Origin of the sequence: Stenotrophomonas sp. SrG (assembly GCF_050031795.1) — a bacterium.
Lineage (GTDB): Bacteria > Pseudomonadota > Gammaproteobacteria > Xanthomonadales > Xanthomonadaceae > Stenotrophomonas > Stenotrophomonas rhizophila_A.
Genome location: NZ_JBNBBE010000008.1, coordinates 112,512 through 135,720, shown reverse-complemented (window position 1 = coordinate 135,720; position 23,209 = coordinate 112,512). Strand labels below are relative to the sequence as shown.

At 66.7% G+C, this 23,209-nt stretch carries 25 protein-coding genes; 11 read left to right on the top strand and 14 right to left on the bottom strand.

Annotated elements, in window-relative coordinates; all coding sequences use genetic code 11:
• Positions 1 to 6: 6 nt before the first annotated feature.
• Both crp and ACQG3P_RS09870 read left to right on the top strand, forming a co-directional pair.
• Positions 7 to 672, top strand: a complete 666-nt coding sequence (crp, locus tag ACQG3P_RS09875; protein ID WP_068854282.1) for a cAMP-activated global transcriptional regulator CRP — start codon at positions 7 to 9, stop codon at positions 670 to 672.
• A gap of 76 nt (positions 673 to 748) precedes the next feature.
• Entirely contained in the window at positions 749 to 1,510 is a 762-nt protein-coding gene (locus tag ACQG3P_RS09870) for a sulfite exporter TauE/SafE family protein (protein WP_093534922.1), read from the top strand.
• A gap of 93 nt (positions 1,511 to 1,603) precedes the next feature.
• Here ACQG3P_RS09870 and ACQG3P_RS09865 read toward each other — a convergent pair whose 3' ends face one another.
• The 7 genes from ACQG3P_RS09865 to ACQG3P_RS09835 form a co-directional block, all read right to left on the bottom strand.
• Complete coding sequence (locus tag ACQG3P_RS09865) at positions 1,604 to 2,317, bottom strand: haloacid dehalogenase-like hydrolase (protein ID WP_068854284.1); 714 nt, start codon at positions 2,315 to 2,317, stop codon at positions 1,604 to 1,606.
• Positions 2,314 to 3,117: an indole-3-glycerol phosphate synthase TrpC gene (gene trpC, locus ACQG3P_RS09860; RefSeq protein ID WP_426804937.1), complete on the bottom strand. Its 804-nt coding sequence runs from the start codon at positions 3,115 to 3,117 to the stop codon at positions 2,314 to 2,316. Before trpC ends, ACQG3P_RS09865 begins: the two co-directional genes overlap by 4 nt.
• 63 nt (positions 3,118 to 3,180) lie before the next feature.
• On the bottom strand, positions 3,181 to 4,218 hold the full coding sequence (gene trpD / locus ACQG3P_RS09855; protein WP_068854286.1) for an anthranilate phosphoribosyltransferase: 1,038 nt from the start codon (positions 4,216 to 4,218) through the stop codon (positions 3,181 to 3,183).
• Positions 4,215 to 4,802: an anthranilate synthase component II gene (locus tag ACQG3P_RS09850; protein ID WP_426804936.1), complete on the bottom strand. Its 588-nt coding sequence runs from the start codon at positions 4,800 to 4,802 to the stop codon at positions 4,215 to 4,217. The genes trpD and ACQG3P_RS09850 overlap by 4 nt, the downstream gene beginning before the upstream one ends.
• 70 nt (positions 4,803 to 4,872) lie before the next feature.
• Entirely contained in the window at positions 4,873 to 6,348 is a 1,476-nt protein-coding gene (gene trpE, locus ACQG3P_RS09845; protein ID WP_093534930.1) for an anthranilate synthase component I, read from the bottom strand.
• Between the two features lie 256 nt (positions 6,349 to 6,604).
• Positions 6,605 to 6,820 carry a hypothetical protein gene (locus ACQG3P_RS09840; RefSeq protein ID WP_426804935.1) on the bottom strand — a complete coding sequence of 72 codons (216 nt, stop codon included), beginning with the start codon at positions 6,818 to 6,820 and terminating at the stop codon, positions 6,605 to 6,607.
• Complete coding sequence (locus ACQG3P_RS09835) at positions 6,817 to 9,204, bottom strand: XVIPCD domain-containing protein (RefSeq protein ID WP_426804934.1); 2,388 nt, start codon at positions 9,202 to 9,204, stop codon at positions 6,817 to 6,819. Before ACQG3P_RS09835 ends, ACQG3P_RS09840 begins: the two co-directional genes overlap by 4 nt.
• A gap of 112 nt (positions 9,205 to 9,316) precedes the next feature.
• On the opposite strand from ACQG3P_RS09835, the gene ACQG3P_RS09830 reads away from it, so the two are divergent.
• A complete protein-coding gene (locus ACQG3P_RS09830; protein ID WP_426804933.1) occupies positions 9,317 to 10,183 on the top strand; it encodes an ankyrin repeat domain-containing protein in 867 nt (288 codons plus the stop codon).
• Positions 10,184 to 10,229: 46 nt separating this feature from the next.
• Here the strand turns inward: ACQG3P_RS09830 and yegS are convergent, their stop codons facing one another.
• From yegS to ACQG3P_RS09805, 5 genes are all read right to left on the bottom strand, one after another.
• The gene (gene yegS, locus ACQG3P_RS09825) at positions 10,230 to 11,156 is read right to left on the bottom strand and encodes a lipid kinase YegS (RefSeq protein ID WP_426804932.1); all 927 of its coding nucleotides are present in this window, start codon (positions 11,154 to 11,156) and stop codon (positions 10,230 to 10,232) included.
• A gap of 131 nt (positions 11,157 to 11,287) precedes the next feature.
• Positions 11,288 to 11,674, bottom strand: a complete 387-nt coding sequence (locus ACQG3P_RS09820) for an NYN domain-containing protein (protein WP_426804931.1) — start codon at positions 11,672 to 11,674, stop codon at positions 11,288 to 11,290.
• A gap of 180 nt (positions 11,675 to 11,854) precedes the next feature.
• Complete coding sequence (locus ACQG3P_RS09815) at positions 11,855 to 12,346, bottom strand: N-acetyltransferase family protein (RefSeq protein ID WP_426804930.1); 492 nt, start codon at positions 12,344 to 12,346, stop codon at positions 11,855 to 11,857.
• A 2-nt stretch (positions 12,347 to 12,348) separates the two neighbouring features.
• The gene (rpe, locus tag ACQG3P_RS09810; RefSeq protein WP_068854293.1) at positions 12,349 to 13,026 is read right to left on the bottom strand and encodes a ribulose-phosphate 3-epimerase; all 678 of its coding nucleotides are present in this window, start codon (positions 13,024 to 13,026) and stop codon (positions 12,349 to 12,351) included.
• Positions 13,027 to 13,066: 40 nt separating this feature from the next.
• Positions 13,067 to 13,396 (bottom strand): J domain-containing protein, encoded by a 330-nt coding sequence (locus tag ACQG3P_RS09805; RefSeq protein WP_068854294.1) that lies wholly within the window; start codon positions 13,394 to 13,396, stop codon positions 13,067 to 13,069.
• Between the two features lie 143 nt (positions 13,397 to 13,539).
• On the opposite strand from ACQG3P_RS09805, the gene ACQG3P_RS09800 reads away from it, so the two are divergent.
• From ACQG3P_RS09800 to ACQG3P_RS09765, 8 genes are all read left to right on the top strand, one after another.
• Entirely contained in the window at positions 13,540 to 14,466 is a 927-nt protein-coding gene (locus ACQG3P_RS09800; RefSeq protein ID WP_068854848.1) for a phosphoribosylaminoimidazolesuccinocarboxamide synthase, read from the top strand.
• 183 nt (positions 14,467 to 14,649) lie between these two features.
• The gene (locus ACQG3P_RS09795; RefSeq protein ID WP_095363152.1) at positions 14,650 to 15,135 is read left to right on the top strand and encodes a DUF962 domain-containing protein; all 486 of its coding nucleotides are present in this window, start codon (positions 14,650 to 14,652) and stop codon (positions 15,133 to 15,135) included.
• A 345-nt stretch (positions 15,136 to 15,480) separates the two neighbouring features.
• Positions 15,481 to 18,309 (top strand): monovalent cation/H+ antiporter subunit A, encoded by a 2,829-nt coding sequence (locus tag ACQG3P_RS09790; RefSeq protein WP_184125914.1) that lies wholly within the window; start codon positions 15,481 to 15,483, stop codon positions 18,307 to 18,309.
• Positions 18,309 to 18,695 (top strand): Na+/H+ antiporter subunit C, encoded by a 387-nt coding sequence (locus ACQG3P_RS09785; protein WP_068854297.1) that lies wholly within the window; start codon positions 18,309 to 18,311, stop codon positions 18,693 to 18,695. The genes ACQG3P_RS09790 and ACQG3P_RS09785 overlap by 1 nt, the downstream gene beginning before the upstream one ends.
• Entirely contained in the window at positions 18,692 to 20,227 is a 1,536-nt protein-coding gene (locus ACQG3P_RS09780; RefSeq protein ID WP_426804929.1) for a monovalent cation/H+ antiporter subunit D, read from the top strand. The genes ACQG3P_RS09785 and ACQG3P_RS09780 overlap by 4 nt, the downstream gene beginning before the upstream one ends.
• The gene (locus ACQG3P_RS09775) at positions 20,224 to 20,727 is read left to right on the top strand and encodes a Na+/H+ antiporter subunit E (protein ID WP_426804928.1); all 504 of its coding nucleotides are present in this window, start codon (positions 20,224 to 20,226) and stop codon (positions 20,725 to 20,727) included. The genes ACQG3P_RS09780 and ACQG3P_RS09775 overlap by 4 nt, the downstream gene beginning before the upstream one ends.
• Entirely contained in the window at positions 20,724 to 21,008 is a 285-nt protein-coding gene (locus tag ACQG3P_RS09770; protein ID WP_068854300.1) for a K+/H+ antiporter subunit F, read from the top strand. The genes ACQG3P_RS09775 and ACQG3P_RS09770 overlap by 4 nt, the downstream gene beginning before the upstream one ends.
• Complete coding sequence (locus ACQG3P_RS09765) at positions 21,005 to 21,439, top strand: Na+/H+ antiporter subunit G (protein ID WP_249833253.1); 435 nt, start codon at positions 21,005 to 21,007, stop codon at positions 21,437 to 21,439. Before ACQG3P_RS09770 ends, ACQG3P_RS09765 begins: the two co-directional genes overlap by 4 nt.
• 19 nt (positions 21,440 to 21,458) lie before the next feature.
• On the opposite strand, the gene ACQG3P_RS09760 is transcribed toward ACQG3P_RS09765, so the two are convergent.
• The gene (locus ACQG3P_RS09760) at positions 21,459 to 22,409 is read right to left on the bottom strand and encodes a sodium:calcium antiporter (RefSeq protein WP_426804927.1); all 951 of its coding nucleotides are present in this window, start codon (positions 22,407 to 22,409) and stop codon (positions 21,459 to 21,461) included.
• Positions 22,410 to 22,486: 77 nt separating this feature from the next.
• A complete protein-coding gene (locus ACQG3P_RS09755) occupies positions 22,487 to 23,110 on the bottom strand; it encodes a hypothetical protein (protein ID WP_426804926.1) in 624 nt (207 codons plus the stop codon).
• Positions 23,111 to 23,209: the final 99 nt, after the last annotated feature.

The following is a 23,209-nucleotide window of genomic DNA, read 5'->3' as shown; positions in this document are numbered from 1 at the left end:
CTCAACGTGTCATCTGTGCGCCTTGCCACAAGTCCATTGGCCCTGGACATCGCCACCATTGACCGCTTTCTGGCCCACAGCCACCGACGCCGCTACCCGGCCCGCACGGACGTTTTCCGCCCCGGTGACCCCGCCGGCACCCTGTATTACGTGATCAGCGGCTCCGTTTCCATAATTGCTGAAGAAGAAGACGACCGCGAACTGGTCCTGGGCTACTTCGGCTCCGGGGAGTTCGTCGGCGAGATGGGCCTGTTCGTGGAAACCGACCGCCGCGAGGTGATCCTGCGCACCCGGACCCCCTGCGAGCTGGCCGAGATCAGCTACGAGCGGCTGCACCAGCTGTTCCTTGGCCCGCTGTCCACCGACGCGCCCCGGCTGCTGTACGCACTGGGCCAGCAGGTCTCCAAGCGCCTGCTCGACACCAGCCGCAAGGCCAGCCGCCTGGCGTTCCTGGATGTTACCGACCGCATCGTGCGCACCCTGCATGACCTGTCCCGCGAACCGGAGGCCATGAGCCACCCGCAGGGCACCCAGCTGCGCGTGTCGCGCCAGGAGCTGGCCCGCCTGGTCGGCTGCTCGCGTGAAATGGCCGGCCGCGTGCTGAAGAAGCTGCAGAGCGATGGGCTGCTGCATGCGCGGGGCAAGACGGTCGTCCTGTACGGCACCCGATGACGCCGGATGCCGGCCACCGGCCGGCGCCAACGTCGGCATGACAGCGCATTTCACGCGCTGCCGCTAGGCTGACGGCATGGCACCTGGCAGCGAATTCTACTGGTTCATCCTGATCGGGCTTGGCGCGCAGCTGGTGGACGGCGCGCTCGGCATGGCCTTCGGGCTCGTCTCATCGTCGGTCATGCTCAGCATGGGCCTGCCGCCGGCGGCGGTCAGCGCAAGCGTGCACACCGCAGAGGTGTTCACGACAGGCGCCTCGGGTGTTTCGCACCTCGTGGCCGGCAACGTGGACAAGCGGTTGTTCCTGCGCCTGGCCCTGCCGGGCGCGGTCGGCGGCGTGCTGGGCGCCTATGTGCTGACCCAGCTGCCCGGTGATGCGATCCGTCCCTTCATCTACGGCTACCTGCTGATCCTGGCGGTCTTCATCCTGCTGCGCGCAGCCGGAAAGCTGGTGCCGCGCCAGGAAGTGAAGCGGGTGCCGGTGCTGGGCTTCGTCGCCGGGCTGCTGGACGCCAGCGGCGGCGGCGGCTGGGGTCCGGTGGCCACCTCCACCCTGCTCGCCCGGGGCGGCCAGGCCCGGACCACCATCGGCACGGTCAACGCGGCCGAGTTCGTGGTGACCCTGGCGGTATCGATCACCTTCCTGCTCTCGATGGGCCTGCAGTACCTGAACATCGTGGCCGGCCTGCTGATCGGCGGCATGATGGCCGCCCCGCTGGCCGCGGTGCTGGTGAAGCGGGTCAAGGAACGCTGGGTGCTGGTGGCCGTGGGCGTGCTGGTGCTGTCGATCAGCCTGTTCCAGATCAGCGGCGCGGTGCGCGGCTGGCTGGCGGGGTAAAGCGCGGCGCTGTGCGCCGCCGCCCTACCAACGGTAGGGCGCTACCGGCGTGTGGCGCGCCAACGGTAGGTATCGACCGTTGGTCGATACGCCTCAGCGGTCGCCGCCGCGATCCACGCAACCCCAGTTGAGGATCCGCGTACCGGGCTTGAGCACCTGCCGGAAATACGCGACCTTGGACACCTTCGGGTTCACCACCACCGGCTCCTTGGCTGCCAGCAGCAACGGCAGGTCCGCGGTGCTGTCCGAATAGGCCACATCGATGTCGCCATAGCCGCGCTCGCGCAGCATGCGCATCTTCTCTTCGTTGTGGCAATGGCGCGTGGCACCAACCGCACCGAAGCGCGGCCCCACTTCACTGCCGATCACCGGCACGCCCTGATGGGCGACAAACGCCAGGATGGCGCGGGCCAGCTCCGGCGGCGCGCCGGTCGCCACCACTACCCGGTCGCCCTGCGCCCGGTGCGCGGCGAATACCGCCAGCGCCTCCGGCAGCAGCTTGGCGCGCAGTTGCGCCTCGTGCTTGATCACGTAGGCATCGATCACGCGGTTGAACTCGCGCGCGCGGTGCAACCCGAACGTGGCGATCCAGACATAGACCGAAATACCGGTACGCCGGGTCGGCAACATCGCCACCAGTGGCCCCGCTACCGGCGTCACCAGCAGCGCGGCCAGCAGCCGCAGCGGGTTGCGCTTGATCAGCGAGGCAAACAGGTGGCTGCCGGAATCGCCGTCATAAAGGGTGTGGTCGAAGTCGAAGACCACCAGCGGCGCGTCGTCACGCGGAGTCGGGTAGATCGCAGTCATGCGCTGAAGAATAGCTGACGCAGGCCCTCGCCGGGCTCTTCGACCCGCATGAAGGCCTCGCCCACCAGGAACGCATGCACGCCGGCGTTGCGCATCACGCTCACGTCGTCAGCGCCCAGGATGCCGCTCTCGGTCACCAGCAGGCGGTCGCGCGGCACGGCCTGGCGCATGTCCAGCGTGGTCTGCAGCGACACCTCGAAGGTGCGCAGGTTGCGGTTGTTGATGCCGATCAGCGGCACCGGCACCTGGATGGCGCGTTCGAGTTCATCGATGTCGTGCACTTCCACCAGCACGTCCATGCCCAGCTGCATGGCCAGGTCGGACAGCTCAGCCAGCTGGCGGTCTTCCAGCGCGGCCACGATCAGCAGGATGCAGTCGGCACCCAGCACGCGGGCCTCGTAGACCTGGTACGCATCGATCACGAAGTCCTTGCGCAGCACCGGCAGCGTGCAGGCGTCGCGGGCCTGCTGCAGGTAGGCATCGTCGCCCTGGAAGAAATCCACGTCGGTCAGCACCGACAGGCAGCTGGCACCCCCGAACTCGTAGCTCACCGCAATATCGGCCGGGTGGAAGTCCGGGCGGATCACGCCCTTGGACGGGCTGGCCTTCTTCACCTCGGCGATCACCGCCGGGTTGCCGGCGGCAATCGAGGCGCGCAGTGCATCGGCGAAGCCGCGCACCGGCGGCGCATCCGCGAGCCGTGCCTGCAGCGCTTCCAGCGGAACCCGTGCACGGCGCTCGGCCACTTCAACGGCCTTGCGGGCCAGGATGGTCTCGAGGATGTCGCTCTTGTCGCTCATGTCGTTCAGGGTCCTTCAGGCCGGCCATTATCGGCCAGCCTGCAGCAAAGCGTGAAATCGGGCTCAGCCCGCGCGTCGGATGCGCTGGGTCGCATCCACGTAATCCTGCATGCGCTGGCGTGCGCTGCCGTCGGCGATGGCCGCGCGGGCACGGGCCAGGCCGTCGGCGATGCTGCTGGCCACGCCGGCCACGTACAGCGCCGCGCCGGCGTTGAGCGCCACGATGTCCAGCGCCGGGCCGGGCTGGTCGTCGAGCACCCCACGCAGCATCGCGATCGATTCTTCCGGCCCGCTCACCTTGAGGTTGCGGCTGGCCGACATGGCAATGCCGAAGTCTTCGGGGTGGATCTCGTATTCGCGCACCTTGCCGTCGCGCAGCTCGCCGACCAGGGTACCGGCGCCGAGCGAGATCTCGTCCATGTTGTCGCGCCCCCAAACCACCATGGCGCGCTCGGCGCCCAGCTCGCGCAGCACGCGTGCCTGGATGCCGACCAGGTCGGGATGGAACACGCCCATCAGCACGTTGGTGGCGCCCACCGGGTTGGTCAGCGGGCCGAGGATGTTAAAGATGGTGCGCACGCCCATTTCGCGCCGCACCGGGGCCACCACCTTCATGGCGGGGTGGTGCATCGGGGCGAACATGAAGCCGATGCCGGTTTCACTGATCGCGCGGGCCACCTCCTCCGGACGCAGCTCGATGATCGCGCCCAGTGCTTCGACCGCATCGGCACTCCCGGACTTGGACGACACGCTGCGGTTGCCATGCTTGGCGACCTTCGCGCCCGCCGCCGCCACCACGAACATCGCGCAGGTGGAGATGTTGAAGGTATGCGAGCCGTCGCCCCCGGTACCGACGATATCGATCAGGTGGGTGCGGTCTTCGACCGGCACGGCCAGCGCCAACTCGCGCATCACCGTGGCCGCGCCCGCGATCTCGCCGACGGTTTCCTTCTTGACCCGCAGGCCGGTGAGGATCGCAGCGGTCATTACCGGCGACACCTCACCGCGCATCACCTGGCGCATCAGGTCGACCATCTCGTCGAAGAAGATCTCGCGGTGTTCGATGGTGCGTTGCAGGGCTTCCTGGGGGGAGAAGGTCATGCGGGGTTCCTTTGCAGGAAATTCTTCAGCAGGGCGTGGCCGTGCTCGGTGAGGATCGATTCGGGGTGGAACTGCACGCCTTCCACCGGGTGTTCGCGGTGGCGCAGGCCCATGATCTCTTCCATGGTGCCGTCCTCGTTCTCGGTCCAGGCGGTCACTTCCAGGCAGTCGGGCAGCGTGGTCTTGTCCACCACCAGCGAGTGGTAGCGGGTGGCCTGGTAGCGGTCCGGCAGGCCGGCGAACACGCCCTTGCCTTCATGCCGGATCGGCGAGGTCTTGCCGTGCATGATGGTGCCGGCGCGGATGACATCGCCGCCGTACACCTGGCCGATGCCCTGGTGGCCCAGGCACACGCCCAGGATCGGCGTGGTCGGACCCAGCCGCCGGATCAGCTCCAGCGACACGCCCGCTTCGTTGGGCGTGCACGGGCCGGGTGAGATCACGATGCGCTCGGGCGCGAGCGCGGCGATCTCGTCAACGCTCAGGGCGTCGTTGCGCACCACCTTTACATCGGCACCCAGCGTCTGCAGGTACTGCACGAGGTTGTAGGTGAAGCTGTCGTAGTTGTCGAGCATCAACAACATGGCAAATTCCTGGAATCAAGGATGCAATACGGAATCGGTAGCGCCGGCCGTTGGCCGGCAACCGGGTGACTTACAGGCCCTTGGCGGCCTGGGCGACGGCGCGGAACAGCGCGCGACCTTTGTTCATGGTCTCGTCCCATTCCTTGCCCGGGTCCGAGTCGTAGACGATGCCGGCGCCCGCCTGCACGTGCAGGCGGCCGTCCTTGATCACCGCGGTGCGGATCGCAATGGCGGTGTCGGCATCGCCGTGCCAGCCGATGTAACCGATGCTGCCGGCGTAGACATTCCGCTTGATCGGCTCCAGCTCGCGGATCACTTCCAGCGCGCGGATCTTCGGCGCGCCGCTGACCGTGCCGGCCGGGAACGTGGCGCGCAGCACATCGGCGTAGCTCAGGCCCGGCTGCAGCTGCCCGGTCACTTCGCTGACAATGTGCATGACGTGGCTGTAGCGTTCGATCACGAACTGCTCGCCCACTTCCACCGTGCCGGCCTTGGAAACGCGGCCGGCGTCGTTGCGGCCCAGGTCGATCAGCATCAGGTGCTCGGCGCGTTCCTTCGGATCGGCCAGCAGTTCGGCTTCCAGCGCGTTGTCTTCTTCCACCGTGGCGCCGCGCGGGCGGGTACCGGCGATCGGGCGCACGGTCACTTCCCCGTCCTGCAGACGCACCAGGATTTCCGGCGAGGAGCCGACCACCTGCACGTCGCCGGTGTCGAGGAAATACATGTACGGCGACGGATTCAGCGCGCGCAGCGCACGGTATACATCCACCGGGCGCGCCTTGAACGGCACGCTCAGGCGCTGGCTGAGCACCACCTGGAAGATGTCACCGGCGCGGATGTATTCCTTGGACTTGTCCACCGCGGCGATGAAACCTTCCCGGGTGAAGCCGGACACGAAGTCGTTTTCGTCCAGCACGTCGCGGGTGATCGGCACCGGGTAGCCCGCGCCGGGGGCGCGCAGCTTGGCCACCAGGCCGTCCAGCCGCGCCTGCGCCTCGTCCCACGCACCGGGCTGGCCGGGGTCGGCGTGCACGATCAGGTACAGGCGGCCCTTGAGGTTGTCGAACACCGCCAGTTCTTCGGAGTGCAGCAGCAGGATGTCCGGGGTGCCGAGCTCGTCGCGGCCGCGCGGCGGAGCCAGGCGCGGTTCGATGTAGCCGATGCATTCGAACCCGAACCAGCCCACCAGGCCGCCGGTGAAGCCCGGCAGGCCGGCCAGCTTGGGCACCGAATGGGCGCTGCGCAGCGCCTCCACTTCGGTGAACGGGTCTGCCACCTCACGGGTTTCCACCACCTGGCCAGCTTCGCTGACGGTCAGGGTATGGCCGTGGAAGGCGTACACGCGGCGGGCCGGCAGGCCGATGATGGAATAGCGCCCGAAGCGCTCGCCGCCTTCGACCGATTCGAACAGGTAGGTATGCGGGCCGTCGGCGAGCTTCAGATAGACCGAAAGCGGCGTATCCAGGTCGGACAGCACTTCACGGACGACGGGGATGCGGGTGTGGCCTTCAGCGGCCTGCTGCTGGAACTGCTCGAGCGTGATCAAGACGACTTTCCTTCCGGGAAACGGCGGTGGCGGGACGGACGACGGCAACAGGCCACCATCGCCACCAACGGCGAGCGGAAGAAAGGGTATGCGGGGTCGTCAGAATGGACACCCGGGGACTGTACCGCATTGGCGGCACCGGATGGAACCCGTGGCCGTGGCGCGGCCGGATGGACAAAAGCCTCAGGCGGAGGTGGCGGAGGTAGCGCCGACTGTTAGTCGGCTGCCCGGTCAAGCAGCCGACTAACAGTCGGCGCTACCCTCGTTCCAGCAGTTCCAGCAGTTCCAGCCGGTCCAGCCGGTCCAGCCGTTCCAGCCGGTCCAGCCGGTCCAGCCGTTGCGGCCGTTCCAGTCGTTCCAGTCGTTCCAGCCGTTCAGGCGTTCCCGCCGGTCCCGCCGTTCCAACCAATCCCGGCGTTCCCGCCGTTCCAGCGGCCGCCGCCGGTTCCAGCACCCACCCGTCCCGTCTCATCCCATCCGCCGCGCAGCCTGCTGCTCCTGCTCGCGCTGCTGCTCGGCGCCCAGGTCGGCCACCAGCGCCGGGGCAGCGGCGGTGCGCTCCTGCTGGCGGTTGACCTCGGCCACCTGCTCGGTGCTCACGCTGAGCGGCTGCTGGCGGCCGGCCACCACGTCCACCTGGGCCAGGTGGCGGTGCACGGAGGTGAGGTCCTGCGTATCGACCGCGAACACGCGGGTGCGGTCCTCGCTGAGCACGACCCGCTCGATGCGTTCAAGGCCTTCCTGCGTTGCCTTCGCCGCCAACGCACCCGCCAGCTGGTCGCTCTGCAGGTCGGGCACGCGGTTGTGGGCTGCATCGATGCCGTGGACGCCTGACTGGGCACCTTGGAACATGTGGTACTGCCTGTGGCCGGGATCATTGATGCCGACCACCAGCGTGGAGGGCCCGGGGGCGACGGCGGCGTGCTTCTCCGCCGGGTGCTGGATGCGTTCGTGCTGTTCCAGCAGCGCGCGGGCCTGCGCTTCCTGTTTGATGAGCTCGGCGTCCAGGCTGGGAATGACGGTATCGGCCATGCCGTGGCGCGCTGCCGCCTCGCCGAAGGAAGGCATGATGCGATTGGCGAACACGGCAGTCTCGGCCAGGTTGAGCAGGTTCTGTGGCCGATTTGCGGTAGGCACATGGGTAGCGGCAGCCGCCACCGCGGCAGTGCCGACGCCGCCGACGGTAGCCAGGACTGCCGGTGCCTGCGCGGTCACGTTCTTCACGTGGTACGCAGAGAAATCGTAGCCTTGGTCTACGTAGGCACCGGCCGTGGCATAGCCATTGCGCAGGGTTCCAGCGACCCACTGGCCATGGTGATCGATGCCGTCCGCCACGCGCCGGCCCGCTGCACGCACGCTGGCAGCATCTTCTCGCGCCTCGCGTTCGGCCGCGACCGCGCGCCCTTCCTGAGTGGTGCGAATATGATCTGCATTGTCCTGCAGACGCTTCGAAACATCGTCAAGGCCAATCAGATCCGCACCTGCCGACAACGCCGATAGCGGGCCAGCCATCAGATGGCCGCGCACGCGGTCGCGCGTAGCTTCGACCATTCCCGTCAGCTCGCGGCCGCTGGCGATCACCGTAGTGCCACCCTGCACGCCGACGCGCAACGTTGCAGAGCCGGTTTCCACGACTTTGCCGACCACCATGCCCTGCACGCGCGCAACCTGTTCAAGACCATCGCCGGCCTTGTCGAGTGCATACGCCACACCGGAACCGGCGCGCTCGACCTGTTCACCCGCCACCCTACCGGCACGCATGCCCTGCGCACCGGCATGCAACACGGTGGACAGCGGCCCGGCGAGCTCCGCTACCTGGCTGGGTGCGGCGGTGCGGGCGCGGTCGACCAGCTCGCCCTGCGCATTGCGCGTCTTGGCGTCGAGCACCAGTTCCATATGGCCGGCAGCGATTGGCACGTTTCGCAACGCTTCATTGCCGGGCTTGGAACCGAGCTGCTCGACGAATTGCGCCGCAGCGGTCTGTGCCCCGGGTGGCAACATGTCGCGCATCTTTTCGGTAACCAGCGATTGCATCAAGGGCTCCTGCAACAGCTTGCTGGTTTCATTGGCCAGCAGGCCGTAACCGTTACGCTGATGCTCGTTCAAGCGCTGCAGGCCATTCTGCACATCGTTCAACACCTCGCCGCTGGTCTGGTAGGTATGCACGGTGTGCTGTGGGTTGAACGTCGGCAGCCCATTGTCCTTTGCGTAGCGCGAAGCAGTGTCGGGGTGCAGGCCGGCCGCATTGAAAGTGGTAGCGCGGACGCCGGTAACGGCAGAAGCGGCGGATGCCATGCCGCCGCCCAAGGAGTGACCGGCGATCTCGAAGTTGCCACCCGTCTTCTGATTCAGCAACGCGCCTAACTGCATTGCGCGATCGTAGTAATCGCTGCGCATGCCGATGCCCTGTTGGCCATTGTTGAGGAAGTCCTCACCACCGGACTCCCGCCGACCGTTGGGGGCGCCAGGGTCGACGATTTCACCAGTCGAGCCCTTAAAGACCAGCACCGGTTTGGCGTTCTCGCCGAACATGCTTTTGTCGGGCACATAGATTTCCGCACGGAAACCGGAATCGGGCGGCTGCAGGCGGGTACGGATCTCGGCATCTGACATCTCGATTCCGGCGGCGCGCAGCGCTGCGGGATCCAGACTCGCACGCGTCCATCCCGCAGGCGGTTCACCATCGTGCTTGGCCGAAAGATAGACATCCGCAGCAAGACCGGACATCTCGCGCGCGTGATAGGTTTCCTGGAGTCGGTCTGCCTCATTGTCATTGCCGCTGTCGCGCAGCTGCTGGACGAGACGATTCTGTTCCTGGATGGCGCGGGTACGCGCCTCGTTGTCGAGACCACTCATGGCATGCTCCCTTGCACAGTGAACGCGCGCGATCCCCTTGAGACGCCCGCGTTATCGAATACTAGAACACTTTGCTACTGTCACCCTTCACGGGCTTAATTCCAGGAAGCACATGCCGACGCGTCTTCACACGATGACAACGAACGCCGTTATTTTTGCGGTCTTGTTCACAGTTTTCGCGCTCAGCGGATGTGCCGCTTCGTCGGCCCAGGGCGCGGCCCAGTACTTCGAAGGCAACGCACTGGCTTTGGCCAACGCCAGTGAACGCGGTGATGCCAACGAAGTGCGACGCTTGATCAAGGACAAGGGGGTCGACCCGGACGTCGAGTTTGCCAAGCGTGACGGAATTCCACTGTTGGCATGGCCGCTTCGCAGCCGCAGCGTGGAAGGATTGCGCGCGATGCTCGACAACGGAGCTGATCCGAATGCGCGACAAGTGCGGGAGATCGACGGCAAACCCTTCAAGTTCAACAACGCCATGATATATGCCGTCCGGTTGGAGGATCCCGCCTTTCTGCAGCTGCTTCTGAAGCATGGCGGCGACCCCAACACGCGGAGCAGTGGCGGGGAATCGCTGCTGTTCCAGGCGTTCATCAACGGCAACCAATGGAAGAACGTCCAACAGTTGGTGGAAGCGGGCGCGAAGGTCAACGAGAACAACCTGGGCAAGGCTGATACGGTGTTGAGCTGGTATACCGCCCGCGGTGGTTTCGACGCGGCGTACTGGCTGCTGGAGCACGGCGCGGACCCGACCCTTTCTGCTCCCGCTGCGTCGGGATCAAGCAGTCCCGCGCGCCAGATGATGGTGGAAGACATCTATTGGGAAATCACCACGCCAGATCTTCTGCCGTGGCAGAAGAAATGTCAGCAATGGCTGATCGCGCGCAACATCCCGCGTCCGCCGATGCCTGAGCACATTCGCAAGAAGCGGGAGGCGTTTGGCTTCCCGACCAGGGAAGAGGATATTCCGCTGCTCTGAGCAGCCGGGCAGCGCCCGGCTCTACCGCGAGCGGTGCGGCAACCGCCTACTGCAGCAGCGCGCTGTCGAGCGGGAGGTGCATGCGCACGCGTGCTGCCACGCAGTCGACGCGGAAGCGGCGCGCGCGAACCGGCTCGCCGTCCAGGTTGAGGGTCATCGGTTCGTCGGCGTCTATTTCCACCCACGGCGCGCGGGTGCGCTCGGCCACCTGCTCCAGCGCGCCCTGCTTGCCGCCACGGATCAATGCGCCCAGCGTCGAGGCGACTTCGCCACTCAGCTCCGGGATCACGGTGAGATCGAGCAGGCCGTCATTGACCAGCGCTTCGGGGCACAGCACCTGCCCTCCCCCGGCCTGGCGGCCGTTGCCGATGCCCAGCGCGATGAACCCGCCCTCCCAGTTGAAGTCCGGGGTGCGCAGTCGGGCCTGGATGGGTTCGATCCGGCCCAGCCGGGAGATGCCCGTCACCAGATAGGCCAGCCCGCCGAGCACCTTCTTCAGGCCCTCGTCGGTCTCCACCGTCACTTCGGTGCCGAAACCGCCGCTGGCCACGTTGGCGCACCACCACAGGTCACCGTCGGCGTCGATGCGCAACAGGTCCAGCGGGCACGCCGGCTGGGCCAGGATCATCTGCAGCGCCTGGATCGGCTCCTCGGGAATGCCGGCGGCCGTCGCGAAATCATTGGCGGTACCCAGCGGCACCAGCCCCAGGGTCGGCAGCGCGTCCGCCGCCTCGTCGCGGTGGGCCAGGGTTTCCGCCACTTCGCTCAGGGTGCCGTCGCCACCGGCGGCGATGATGGTATCCACGCCGTGCTCGATGGCTTCGGCCACGTAACGCTCGGCGTCGCCGTCTTCCCAGGTGACCCGGGCCTCGATCGTCACCCCCTGCTCGCGAAGCGCATGCACCGCCTCGCGCAGCTCGACGTTGCCCGTGGACTTGCCATTGAGGATCAGACGCCAGCGAGGACCACGCATACCGCACTTCCATGGGAGGGGGGAGGCGCAGGCTATCAGCCCGGTGGCTCAGGGGCAGTGAACGTCATCAAACGGTCACTGATTGCCCGGAGAATGGAAGTCCATAGCAGGGACGATGGATGGAGGCAGGATCAGCCTCCCGCTATTCCAAAGGCCGCATTCGCAAGGGTGCGGTCTTTTTTTTGGGGCCGGGGGCAGACCGAGCGCATCCCATCTATATGCTCGACCAGGCCTTGCGGAATTGCGGACCACATGGGGTCCAGTACGAAGTCGACGCCTTCGCGCCTCGCCAACTTCGCCGCGGGTACGAAATCAGCGTCACCGGCCATCAGAACGATCTGCCGAACCTGCCGCTTCAGGGCGAGGGAAGAGATGTCGATGCCTATTCGCATGTCGACCCCCTTCTGCCTTATCACTGGATGGACATCTTCAGCCGCAAGATCGGCAAAACGACGACGCCCCTTCAGAAGATCATCAAGTACGCCCGGACTGGCAGACCACGCATTGAAGTCGGTCAAGTGGCCGAGTCGCAGAAAAAAGCCCCCGTTTCGGCCGTCCCGCGATCAGTAGGGGGGCGTACTTGGAGGGCTGGATGGATCGATTCTGTTACGGGAACATCTGCGTGACAAGGCATTTGTGCCTATCGGCTACAGCTAGAACATTGATAGCCCCGATGATGGCCTTCGCCGCGTATGCGTTCAATCTCCGCCGGCGAATGCCTTCAGGGCTTCGCCCTCGAGGCGGTACACCGTCCACTCGCTCTGCGGCTTGGCACCGGCGGCTTCATAGAACTTGATGGCCGGCTCATTCCAGTCCAGCACCGACCATTCGAAGCGGCCGCAGCCCTCGGCCACGGCCAGGCGTGCGATGTGCTGCAACAGGGCCTTGCCGGCGCCACTGCCGCGCTGCGCCGGACTCACGTACAGGTCTTCCAGGTAAACGCCGTTGCGGCCCAGCCAGGTGGAGTAGTTGTAGAAATACACCGCGTAGCCGATCGCCTCGCCACCGGCTTCGCAGATCAGCGCGCGCGCCTTGGCGCCCTCGCCGAACAGGCTGGCGACGATGCCCGCCTCGTCGGTCTGCACCGACGATTCGGCCTTTTCGTAGATCGCCAGCTCGCGGATGAAGCGCAGGATCAGCGCGGCATCGGCAGCGGTGGCCTCGCGGATCTGCAGCGCCGGCGCACCCATGTTCAGCCCCGCGCCTTGGCTACGTTATGACGCATCTGGTCAATCACGTCCTTGTAGCTGATCGGTGCGTTGAAGATCGCCGAGCCGGCCACGAAGGCGTCGGCGCCGGCCGCGGCAATCGCGCCGATGTTGTCGGCCTTCACCCCGCCGTCGATCTCCAGGCGCACGTCGCGACCGCTGGCATCGATCTTCTGGCGGACCACGCGCAGCTTGTCCAGCGCAGAGGGAATGAAGGCCTGGCCGCCGAAACCGGGGTTGACCGACATCAGCAGCACCAGGTCCAGGTCGTCCAGCACCCAGTCCAGGATGTCCACCGGGGTGCCCGGGTTGAGCACCAGGCCCGGCTTGCAGCCCAGCGAGCGGATCAGCTGGATGGTGCGGTGCACGTGGCGGCTGGCCTCGGGGTGGAAGCTGATGTAGGTCGCGCCGGCCTCGGCGAAGTCCGGGATGATGCGGTCAACCGGCTCCACCATCAGGTGCACGTCGATGGGGGCAGTCACGCCGTGCTTGCGCAGGGCTTGGCAGACCATCGGGCCGATGGTCAGGTTCGGCACGTAATGGTTGTCCATCACGTCGAAATGCACCCAGTCGGCGCCAGCGGCGAGCACGTTGTCCACTTCTTCGCCGAGGCGGGCGAAGTTGGCGGACAGGATGGAGGGGGCGATGATGCAGTTGGACATGGCCGGGGCCTTCAGGACGTGGAGAGGGAGCCGCGCGCGCTCAGCGCCTGCGCAGGGTCTTGATGCGGTCGTAGGCGGCGTTGAGCTGGCGCGACTTGCGCTCGGCCTGCTGGCGCAGCTCGGGGGCGGCGCCGACGACCTTGTCGGGGTGGTACTGGGACATCAGCCGCCGGTAGGCCAGGTCGATCTCGGCATCGGTGGCCTCGGAGGTCAGCCCCAGCTCCCGGTACGGGTTCTCCCTGTTCAGCCGGAACCAGTCGGCATCGAAGGCATGGCCGATCAGCAGGCCAACCACGGCACCAAACAGCGGATTGGGCCTGAAAAGCAGGGCGCCGGCGATGAATCCAAGCAGTTTTCCGTACCAGCGCATGGTCGTCGGGGCGGCCGGGGCAACAAAGGAACCTCATTTTACGTCACAGCGGCCCCAACCCGCTTTACACTAGGCCGCCCGCTGTCCCTGCGGGCCCTCCGGGTGCCCTGGACAGCCGTCTCGACGAAGCCCCAGGAGTGCCCGTGCCGACCACGTTGTTGCAATCCGATCTCCCCGGCCTGCCCTTGCGCCATCGCGGCAAGGTGCGTGATGTTTTCGACATTCCGCGCGAACGGCTGCCCGCCGGCACGCCGCCGGGGGACTACCTGCTGATGGTCGCGACCGACCGTCTGTCGGCCTTCGACGTGGTGCTTCCCGATCCGATTCCCGGCAAGGGCGAAATGCTCTGCCAGGTGTCCAACTTCTGGTTCGCCAAGACCGCGCACCTGATGCCCAACCACCTCACCGGCATCGACGTGGCCAGCGTGCTGCCCGACGGCGTGGACCCGGCGCTGTACGCCAAGCGGGCGGTGGTGACCCGCAAGCTCAAGCCGGTACCGGTGGAAGCCATCGCCCGCGGCTACCTCATCGGCAGCGGCTGGAAGGACTACCAGCGCACCGGCAAGGTCAGCGGCATTGAACTGCCCGATGGCCTGCGCCAGGCCGAGCAGTTGCCTGAGCCGATCTTCACCCCCTCGACCAAGGCCGCCGTGGGCGACCATGACGAGAACATCGATTTCGATGCGATGGTGAAGGCGGTCGGCGCGGACCTGGCCGAGCGCGTGCGCGATGCCACCCTGCGCATCTACAAGTTCGCCGCCGATTACGCCCGCGAGCACGGCATCATCCTGGCCGACACCAAGTTCGAGTTCGGTACCGATGCCGATGGCCGCCTGTACATCATGGACGAGATGCTGACGCCGGATTCCTCGCGTTACTGGCCGGCCGACGAGTACGAAGTGGGCACCAGCCCGCCGAGCTACGACAAGCAGTTCGTCCGCGATTACCTGGAGACGCTGGACTGGGGCAAGACCGCCCCGGGCCCGAACATCCCGGCGGACATCATCGAACGCACGCGCGCCAAGTACGCCGAGGCGCTGCAGCGCCTGGCCGGTATCTCGGTGGATTGATGCCGCCGCTAGAGTCCGGCTTGGGCGGTAGAGCCGACTGTTAGTCGGCTGGGGTGGTAGAGCCGACTGTTAGTCGGCTGCGGTGGAGCAGCGGACTGACAGTCCGCTCTACCCGCCCCGCTCTACCCGCCCCGCCCTACCCGTCCGCTGTCGGGAGTATTCTGTGGTCACTCCGGAGGCTCAATGTCCACGACGACCCAGCTTGTGCGGCCCATCGACCGCTATTTCGCCAGCTATTCAGACGATCACCGCAATACGCTGAACCAGCGCATCCATGTGGTGGCGGTGCCGGCAATCCTGTGGTCGGTCATTGCCCTGCTCTGGTGCCTGCCGCCGCTGATCACCTGGTTCCAGTACGGGGTCTGGGCCGGCCTGGCGATGTTTACCGCGTGGTGCTTCTACAACCGCCTGTCGCGCCGGTTGGGCCTGGGCATGCTCGCCTTCTTCTTTGTATGCGGCTGCACCTGCCGGCTGCTGGAAGCCGAGATCGGGCTGGCCAACCTGGCCTGGCTGGGGCTGGGCGTGTTCGTGGTGGCCTGGGTCGCGCAGTTCATCGGCCACAAGTTCGAGGGGCGCAAGCCCAGCTTCCTGACCGACCTGACCTATCTTCTGATCGGGCCGGCCTGGGTGATGGCCAAGGCGTACCGGAAGTTCGACCTGGCGTATTGACCGGCCCAACCTGAACGAAATGGATGCTCACTCCTGCTGCACGGCAGCGGGTCCAGCATGGCTGTGGACGCGATCCGGGGAGGGTGGTTCGTTCAGCTGCGCGGTGGCTGACGCGCGGGCGGAGGCCCTGTCGTTGCTGGGCTGAACGGTAGCGAGATCACTCATGGCGCAAAGTGCCGGCAACGTTTCCATACGGCGCTGAACAACCCCGAATGGACCACCCTGCCGACAGCAAAAAGATGAATCACGCACGTTGCCTGCAGTTGGTGGCGTAATCGGGTATATCGGCGACAAATCCCCGCCTGTTAGACTGAAAGGCCTGCTCGTGAATCCCGCATTCCCTGCATGAATCCCAGCCTTCTCCTGCTGCTCGCCCTGCCCTTCCTGCTGGCGGTGGCGGTCATTGTGTTCCGCCACAGTTCCCGTGCCACGGCCGCCTGGCTGGCCGCGGCCGCCCCCGTGGGCGGGCTGGCGCTGCTCGCGACGATGACCCCCGCGATCCTTGATGGCGGGGTGGTGCGCAGTTTCGGGGACTGGCTGCCGCAGATCGGGCTGGCCTTCTCGGTGCGGCTGGATGGGCTGGCCTGGATGTTCGCCGGCATGGTGCTGGCCATCGGTGCGCTGGTGGTGATGTACGCGCACTACTACCTGAGCGCCAAGGACAACGCGCACCGCTTCTACTGCTACCTGCTGCTGTTCATGGGCGCCATGCTGGGCATGGTGCTGTCCGGCAACCTGTTGTTGCTGATGGTGTTCTGGGAAATGACCAGCATCAGCTCGTTCCTGCTGATCGGCTTCTGGTCGCACCGCCAGGATGCCCGCGAGGGCGCGCGGATGGCGCTGGTGGTCACCGGCGGCGGCGGCCTGGCCCTGCTCGGTGGCGTACTGCTGATCGGCCGCATCGTCGGCAGTTTTGAACTGGATGCGGTGCTGGCCGCCGGCGATGTGATCCGTGCCAGCCCGCTGTACCCGTGGGCCCTGTTCCTGGTGCTGGCGGGCATCTTCACCAAGAGCGCGCAGTTCCCGTTCCACTTCTGGCTGCCACATGCCATGGCCGCGCCGACCCCGGTGTCGGCCTACCTGCATTCGGCCACCATGGTGAAGGCCGGCGTGTTCCTGCTGGCCCGGCTGCACCCGGCGCTGGCCGGTACCGACCTGTTCTTCTATACGGTCAGCGGGATTGGCGCGCTGACCCTGCTGATCGGCGCCTGGAACGCGATCTTCCAGCACGACCTGAAAGGGCTGCTGGCCTATTCGACGATCTCGCACCTGGGCCTGATCACCCTGCTTTTCGGCCTGTCCACGCCGATGGCGGTGGTGGCCGGCGTGTTCCACATCCTCAACCACGCCACCTTCAAGGCCTCGCTGTTCATGGCCGCCGGCATCATCGACCATGAAACCGGCACGCGCGACATGCGCAAGCTCGGTGGCCTGCGCCGGTTGATGCCGTTCACCAGCGCGCTGGCTATCATCGCCTCGCTGGCCATGGCCGGCATTCCGCTGCTCAACGGCTTCCTGTCCAAGGAAATGCTGTTCGCCGAGGCCATCACCGCGCAGGGACCGGAACCCATGCGCATCGCCGTGTCGATCGCCGCGCTGCTGGCCGGCGTGCTGGGCGTGGCCTACAGCCTGCGCTTCGTGCATGACACCTTCTTCGGCAAAGGCCCGCATGACCTGGACCGGGTGCCGCACGAGCCGCCGCGCTTCATGAAGGTGCCGGTGGAGGTCCTGGTGGTGCTGTGCGTGGCGGTGGGTGTAGCCCCGGCGATCACCGTGGCCCCGATCCTGCACGCGGCAGCCTCCTCGATCCTGGGCCCGGCCATGCCGGCCTACAGCCTGTCGGTCTGGCACGGCTTCAACATGCCGCTGATGATGAGCATCGCCGGTGTGCTGGGCGGCATCGCCCTGTACTTCGGCCTGCGCCGGCTGATCAACCTGCATGCGGTGGTCAGCCATGCCATCGGGCGCAACCTGTTCCACAAGCAGCTGGACCTGGTGTTCGGCTTCGCCCACCGGCTCACCCAGGGCCTGGCCAACGGCAGCCTGCAGCGCATGCTGATGGCGCTGGTGGTGGTGGCGATCATCGTGGCCGCCGCCCCGTTCGTGGCCAATCCGGTGTCGCCCAACTGGCCTTCGCCGCAGCCCATTCCGTTGCTGGGCTGGGCGCTGTGGGCGGTGATGATGGCCTGCGCGCTGGGCGCGCTGTTCGTCTATCGGCAGCGCCTGCTGGCAGTGCTGGTCGCCGGTGGCGTGGGCCTGATGGTATCGCTGACCTTCGTGTTCCTGTCCGCGCCGGACCTGGCGTTGACCCAGCTGCTGGTGGAGATGGTGACGCTGGTGCTGATGCTGCTGGGCATGAACTACCTGCCGGCGCAGTCGCCGCCGGAGAAGTCGCGCTGGCGCAAGCGCCGCGATGCACTGATAGCGGTGATCGGTGGCGGCGGCCTGGCCGCCATGGCCTACAGCGCGATGACCCTGCCGCCCAACACCATGGCCGGCGAACTGCTGGCGCGTGCGCTGCCCGAAGCGTACGGCGAGAACGTGGTCAACGTGATCCTGGTGGACTTCCGTGGCTTCGATACTTTCGGTGAGATCACCGTGTTCGGCATCGCCGCACTGGTGGTGCACGCCATGCTGCGGCGTTCGCGGATGGCGCCGGAGCAGATCATGCCGGGCCCGCCGATCAAGCTGCCGGTACCGGCCGACCTGGCCCAGGTGATGTTCCCGCTGACGCTGACGGTATCGATCTTCCTGTTCCTGCGCGGCCACAACGCGCCCGGCGGCGGTTTCATCGCCGGCTTGGTGCTGGCGGTGCCGCTGCTGATCCAGTACGTCATCCAGGGCACCACCTCGGTGGAATCGCGCTTCGGCTTCGATTACATCCGTTGCATCGGCGCGGGCCTGCTCATCGCCATCGTCAGCGGCTGTGCCTCGATGCTGTTCGGGGTGCCGTTCCTGACCAGCGGGCACCTGGACCTGGAGCTGCCGCTGATCGGCACGGTGCCGTTGGCCAGCGCGGTCGGCTTCGATACCGGCGTGTACCTGGTGGTGTTCGGCGGGGCGATGCTGATCCTGTCGATGATGGGCACGGTGAAACCGTCGCGCACCCGCAACTCGCGCAAGGGCGAGATCGATCCCAACAACCGTTCGGCACGTACCGGGGAGACCCACTGATGGAACTGGCCCTGGCAAGCGCGATCGGCGTACTGGCTGCGATCGGCATCTACCTGCTGCTGCGCGCGCGCAGCTTCGATGTCATCCTCGGCATGACCTTCCTGTCCTATGCCACCAACCTGCTGATTTTCTCCGGCGGCCGCCTGGTGACCGGGAAGGCGCCGGTGCTGAAGGAAGGCGTGGACAGCACGCTGGGCAACTACACCGATCCGCTGCCGCAGGCACTGGTGCTGACCGCGATCGTCATCGCCTTTGCGATGACTGCCGTGAGCATCGTGCTGGCCATGCGCAGCCGCAGCGACAACCACAGCGATCACGTCGACGCGCACGAGGATGAGGCTGCAGAGCTGGCCGATACCGCGCCCGGCCGGGAGGGTGGCCCGTGAACCATGCGGTGATCCTGCCCATCCTGATTCCACTGTTCGGTGCGGCCTGTTCGCTGTTCGTCGAACACCGCCGCTACGGCCCCAAGGTGCAGCGCACGGTAGCCTGGACCACGCTGGCTGCGCTGGCGGCGTCGGTGGCCCTGCTGTTCGCGCAGACCGCCGATGGGACCATCGCGGTGTACCTGCTGGGCGACTGGCCCTCGCGGCTGGGCATCGCGCTGGTGGCCGACCGTCTGTCCAGCTGGATGCTGCTGACCACGCTGCTGCTGGCCATCCCGTGCCTGCTGCACGCCTGCTCGAGCTGGGACCGGCGCGCACCGCACTTCCATGCGCTGTTCCAGTTCCAGCTGGTGGGCCTCAACGGTGCCTTCCTCACCGGCGACATCTTCAACCTGTTCGTGTTCTTCGAGGTGATGCTGATCGCCTCCTACGGCCTGCTGCTCAGTGGCGGACGCGGGCTGCGCATGCGCATCGGCCTGCACTACGTGGTGTTCAACGTCACCGCGTCCACCCTGTTCCTGATCGCACTGGGGCTGCTGTACGCCTCCCTGGGCTCGCTCAACATGGCCGAACTATCCCAGCGCATCGCCGAGGTGCCGCCCACCCACCTGACCCTGGTGAAGGCCACCCTCGGCCTGCTGCTGCTGGTGTTCTGCAGCAAGGCCGCACTGATGCCACTGTACCTGTGGCTGCCTGAAGCCTACGCACGCGCACCGGCAGCGGTGGCGGCGCTGTTTGCCATCATGACCAAGGTCGGCCTGTACGCGATGCTGCGGGTGAGCTCGCTGTGGTTCGGCGAAGACGCAGGTGCCATGGCCGGCTATGGCTCCCAGTGGCTGTTCTGGGCCGGCGTGGCCACGCTGATCCTGGGTGGACTGGGCGTGCTTGCCGCCGCGCGCCTGCGCGTGCTGATCTCCTATCTGGTGGTGGTATCGGCGGCCACGCTGTTCATCGCCTTCTCGATCCGCACCCCGCAGGTACTGTCGGCGGGCCTGTATTACCTGCCGCACAGTACCTTCGTGGCCGCCGCGTTGTTCCTCATCGCCGACCTGATCCGCCGCCGCCGCGGTGGCGCCAGTGACCGCAAGGAAATCATCGCGCCGATGCCCGGCAAGGAAACCCCGGCGGTGCTGTTCCTGATCGCCGCGGTGTCGGTGGCCGGCCTGCCGCCGCTGTCCGGCTTCCTGGCCAAGGCGGCGCTGCTGGCCGGCATGCCGCCGGCGTACACCGGCGTGGTGTGGGCGGCGGTGCTGGGCAGCAGCCTGATGGTGATCGTGGGCATCACCCGCGGCGGCATCCGCCTGTTCTGGCGGGTGCCGGTGCTGGAGGAGGGCGTACCCCCGCCGCGCAAGGCGCCCACCCGCACCGTGGAGCTGTTCGCCGCCGCGCTGCTGCTCTGCTACGGCATCGGCATGAGCGTGTTCGCCAACCCGTTGATGCAGTACACCGACGCCATGGCCGCCCAGCTGCTCACGCCGCAGGATTACGTGGGCGGACTGCGTGCGACCACGCCGGAGATCCGCCAGCCATGAGCCGCCGCCCGTTCCTTCGCCGCCTGTTCCCCTCGACCTCGCTGAGCGTGATGGTCACCGGCTTCTGGGTGCTGATGTCCGACAGCTTCACCCTGGGCCAGATCCTGCTCGGCATGCTGCTGGGCGTGGTGGTGCCGCTGTTCGCCGCGCGGCTGGACCGCGAGTTCGCGCGCATCGGCTCGCTGCGACCACTGCCCAAGCTGATCTGCGTGACGCTGTGGGACATCCTGGTCTCCAACATCCGCGTGGCGCTGCAGGTACTGGGCCCGGAGCGCCGCATCCACCCGGGCTTCATCTGGCTGCCGCTGGATATCGCCAACATCCACGGCATCGCCGCGCTCACCAGCATGATCACCCTGACCCCGGGTACGGTGTCGGCCGCGTTGTCCGATGATCGCCGCTACCTGCTGGTGCATGTGCTGCACCTGGACGATCCCGACGAACTGATCCGGCAGATCAAGCACCGTTACGAAGCCCCGCTGATGGAGATTTTCCCATGACCGGTTTCACCTTCATCCAGACCACCATGGCCGTGTGCATGCACGTGGTCGGGCTGGCCATGCTGCTGGCCACCTGGCGCCTGCTGCGCGGGCCGACCGTGCCCGACCGCATCCTGGCATTGGACACGCTGTCCGTCACGGCCATCGCCGAGCTGATGCTGTTCGGCATGTACCTCAATTCGGCGGTGTATTTCGAAGCCGCGCTGGTGATCGCGATGCTGGGCTTTGGCAGCACCGTGGTGCTCAGCAAGTTCGTGCTGCGCCGGGACATCGTCGAATGATCACCTTCATCCAGGTCGCGCTGTCGCTGCTGCTGCTGTTTGGCTGCTTCTTCATCCTGGTCGGCGCGCTGGGACTGGTGAAGCTTTCCACGTTCTTCAAGCGCCTGCATGCACCGACCAAGGCAAGCACCTTGGGCGTTGGCTGCGTGCTGGCCGGTTCGGTGCTGTACCACATCTTCCTGGGTGAGGACCCGCAGCCGCGCGAGCTGCTGATCACCGTGTTCCTGTTCATCACCGCACCGATCAGCGCGCACATGATGGCCAAGGCGGCGCTGTCGCTGATGATGGAAAAGCGGCCGAGCCTGCCCGGGCACGAGACCGCGAAGGAAGAGCAGTTGCCGCCGCCGTTGCCGCGCAACGTGACAGAGGGGCGCGATGACGACGAACGCGTCGCCACGCGCACGGATCCTAGCGCGCCCCCGGAGTCGTAGGGGCACGCCATGCGTGTCCTTACCCGATCAGCGCAAGCTCCAGCGCGATCCACGCCACGAACGCCACCAGCAGGATCCCGCCCTCGCGCCGGCTGATGGTCAGGTCGCCCTTGAGCATCGGGTACAGCACCAGCACGAAGGCGATCGCGGCCGGCAACTCCAGCTTCACGAACGATTCGGGCAGCGCCAGCGGGCGCAGCGCGGCCATGCCGCCGACCACGACCAGCAGGTTGAACAGGCTGGAGCCGATCACGTGGCCCAGCACCATGTCACCCTGGCCACGGCGCGCGGCGATGATCGCGGCAGCGACTTCCGGCAGCGCGGTACCGATGGCCACCGGCAACAGGCCCACCAGCAGCGGCGACCAGCCCAGGCTGGCGCCCATCACCGGCGCGGCACCCACGACCCAGCGCGCGCCGTAGTAGAGGCACACGGCGGCGAACACCACCCGCAGCACATTGAGGAACAGGCCGGTGCGGGTCATCGCATAGCCGGCAATCGCTTCGCGTACCGGCTCGGATTCGCGCCGACCGTACCGCAGCACGAAGGCCAGCAGCCCAACGAAGCCCAGCAGCAGCAAGCCGCCTTCCCAGCGCGCGATCACCCCGTCCAACCCGAATACGATCAGCGCCAGGCTGGCTACCGCCAGCAGCACCAGCAACGGCGAGAGCAGGCGTGCCCGCGCCAGCAGCGGCGCGGCGAGTGCCGCCAGCGCCAGGGTCAGGCCCACATTGACGATGTTGCTGCCGACCGCGTTGCCCAGCGCCAGCTCCTCGGCGCCGACCACGAACGCCCGGGCGTTGACCACCAGCTCGGGCAGGGAGGTACCGAAGGTCACCAGCAGCAACCCCGCCACGAAAGGAGAAGCACCAAAGCGCTGGGCCAGCCCGGAGGCGGCCTTGACGATGGAGTCGCCCCCGAGTGCAAGCAGCAGCAGGCCCAACAGGAACCAGGCAGTGGCAGCGATCATCAGTGGATCCCCAGGTGGCGTGGCCCGATTCTAGGGCCAGTCATGGCGCGGCGTACAACCCGGCCCCGTGCCGTGGCTCAGGAGCAGCCTTCCACGTAATCCACCTGCGGGGTCTTGCCGACCCGCCAGGCGGTGACGTTGCCATCGCCGTTGATCTCGAAGTTGACGATCGCTCCGCCCTCGGCGGCCGGGCGAACGCGCAGGTTGTGGCCCTTCTCATCGTACTTGTGCGGGGTCAGGTCGCCGCGATCGGGGTACAGCGTCTGCAGCTGGCCCAGCGACATGCCGACCTTGCCACCGCCCGGCGCCACGATGCGGTCGTTGCGCACGTCGTAACGCACCAGCCGCTTGCCCTCGATCATCAGGATCACGTCATCGGCCTGGCTGCCCTGCGGGCGCAGCGCGTGGCAATAGTCATCGGGAACGTCGCCCTGCAGGGGCTCCTTCCAGGCGGTGCGAACCTCGTCCAGGCTTGCCCCCAGGGTCAACGGGCCATACCCATCCAGGCGCGCAGGACCCTGCGCCGCAGCATCTGCGGCGGGTTTACTGGCCGTGGTGGCGGGTGCCGCTGGTGCCGTCGCGTCTGCGGCCGGCTCCACCACCGCTGCGTCGGCGTCGGCCGACGGGGGCTCTGGATGGCGGTCGCAGCCCGCCAATGCGATTGCGATACCGAGTGCCAACACGCTTGCCAGCTGCTTCATATGCACGCCCTCCTGTCAGTGGCTCGCAGGCTAGCGTGGAGCGCGTGCAGCCGGTGCATGCATATCGTGCTTGTCATCACAGTTACACCTGCGGCGTTC

What these genes read in the sequence shown, in the direction of transcription:
- trpD (WP_068854286.1), bottom strand. Translation starts at nt 4,218, where the DNA reads ATGACCTTCTCCCCCCAGGAAGCCCTGCAACGCACCATCGAACACCGC.
- ACQG3P_RS09755 (WP_426804926.1), bottom strand. Translation starts at nt 23,110, where the DNA reads ATGAAGCAGCTGGCAAGCGTGTTGGCACTCGGTATCGCAATCGCATTG.
- ACQG3P_RS09785 (WP_068854297.1), top strand. Translation starts at nt 18,309, where the DNA reads ATGGAACTGGCCCTGGCAAGCGCGATCGGCGTACTGGCTGCGATCGGC.
- ACQG3P_RS09850 (WP_426804936.1), bottom strand. Translation starts at nt 4,802, where the DNA reads ATGTTGTTGATGCTCGACAACTACGACAGCTTCACCTACAACCTCGTG.
- ACQG3P_RS09775 (WP_426804928.1), top strand. Translation starts at nt 20,224, where the DNA reads ATGAGCCGCCGCCCGTTCCTTCGCCGCCTGTTCCCCTCGACCTCGCTG.
- ACQG3P_RS09805 (WP_068854294.1), bottom strand. Translation starts at nt 13,396, where the DNA reads ATGCGCTGGTACGGAAAACTGCTTGGATTCATCGCCGGCGCCCTGCTT.
- ACQG3P_RS09790 (WP_184125914.1), top strand. Translation starts at nt 15,481, where the DNA reads ATGAATCCCAGCCTTCTCCTGCTGCTCGCCCTGCCCTTCCTGCTGGCG.
- ACQG3P_RS09840 (WP_426804935.1), bottom strand. Translation starts at nt 6,820, where the DNA reads ATGAGACGGGACGGGTGGGTGCTGGAACCGGCGGCGGCCGCTGGAACG.
- yegS (WP_426804932.1), bottom strand. Translation starts at nt 11,156, where the DNA reads ATGCGTGGTCCTCGCTGGCGTCTGATCCTCAATGGCAAGTCCACGGGC.
- ACQG3P_RS09835 (WP_426804934.1), bottom strand. Translation starts at nt 9,204, where the DNA reads ATGAGTGGTCTCGACAACGAGGCGCGTACCCGCGCCATCCAGGAACAG.
- ACQG3P_RS09830 (WP_426804933.1), top strand. Translation starts at nt 9,317, where the DNA reads ATGCCGACGCGTCTTCACACGATGACAACGAACGCCGTTATTTTTGCG.
- ACQG3P_RS09770 (WP_068854300.1), top strand. Translation starts at nt 20,724, where the DNA reads ATGACCGGTTTCACCTTCATCCAGACCACCATGGCCGTGTGCATGCAC.
- ACQG3P_RS09765 (WP_249833253.1), top strand. Translation starts at nt 21,005, where the DNA reads ATGATCACCTTCATCCAGGTCGCGCTGTCGCTGCTGCTGCTGTTTGGC.
- rpe (WP_068854293.1), bottom strand. Translation starts at nt 13,026, where the DNA reads ATGTCCAACTGCATCATCGCCCCCTCCATCCTGTCCGCCAACTTCGCC.
- ACQG3P_RS09870 (WP_093534922.1), top strand. Translation starts at nt 749, where the DNA reads ATGGCACCTGGCAGCGAATTCTACTGGTTCATCCTGATCGGGCTTGGC.
- ACQG3P_RS09865 (WP_068854284.1), bottom strand. Translation starts at nt 2,317, where the DNA reads ATGACTGCGATCTACCCGACTCCGCGTGACGACGCGCCGCTGGTGGTC.
- ACQG3P_RS09760 (WP_426804927.1), bottom strand. Translation starts at nt 22,409, where the DNA reads ATGATCGCTGCCACTGCCTGGTTCCTGTTGGGCCTGCTGCTGCTTGCA.
- ACQG3P_RS09795 (WP_095363152.1), top strand. Translation starts at nt 14,650, where the DNA reads ATGTCCACGACGACCCAGCTTGTGCGGCCCATCGACCGCTATTTCGCC.
- ACQG3P_RS09815 (WP_426804930.1), bottom strand. Translation starts at nt 12,346, where the DNA reads ATGGGTGCGCCGGCGCTGCAGATCCGCGAGGCCACCGCTGCCGATGCC.
- trpC (WP_426804937.1), bottom strand. Translation starts at nt 3,117, where the DNA reads ATGAGCGACAAGAGCGACATCCTCGAGACCATCCTGGCCCGCAAGGCC.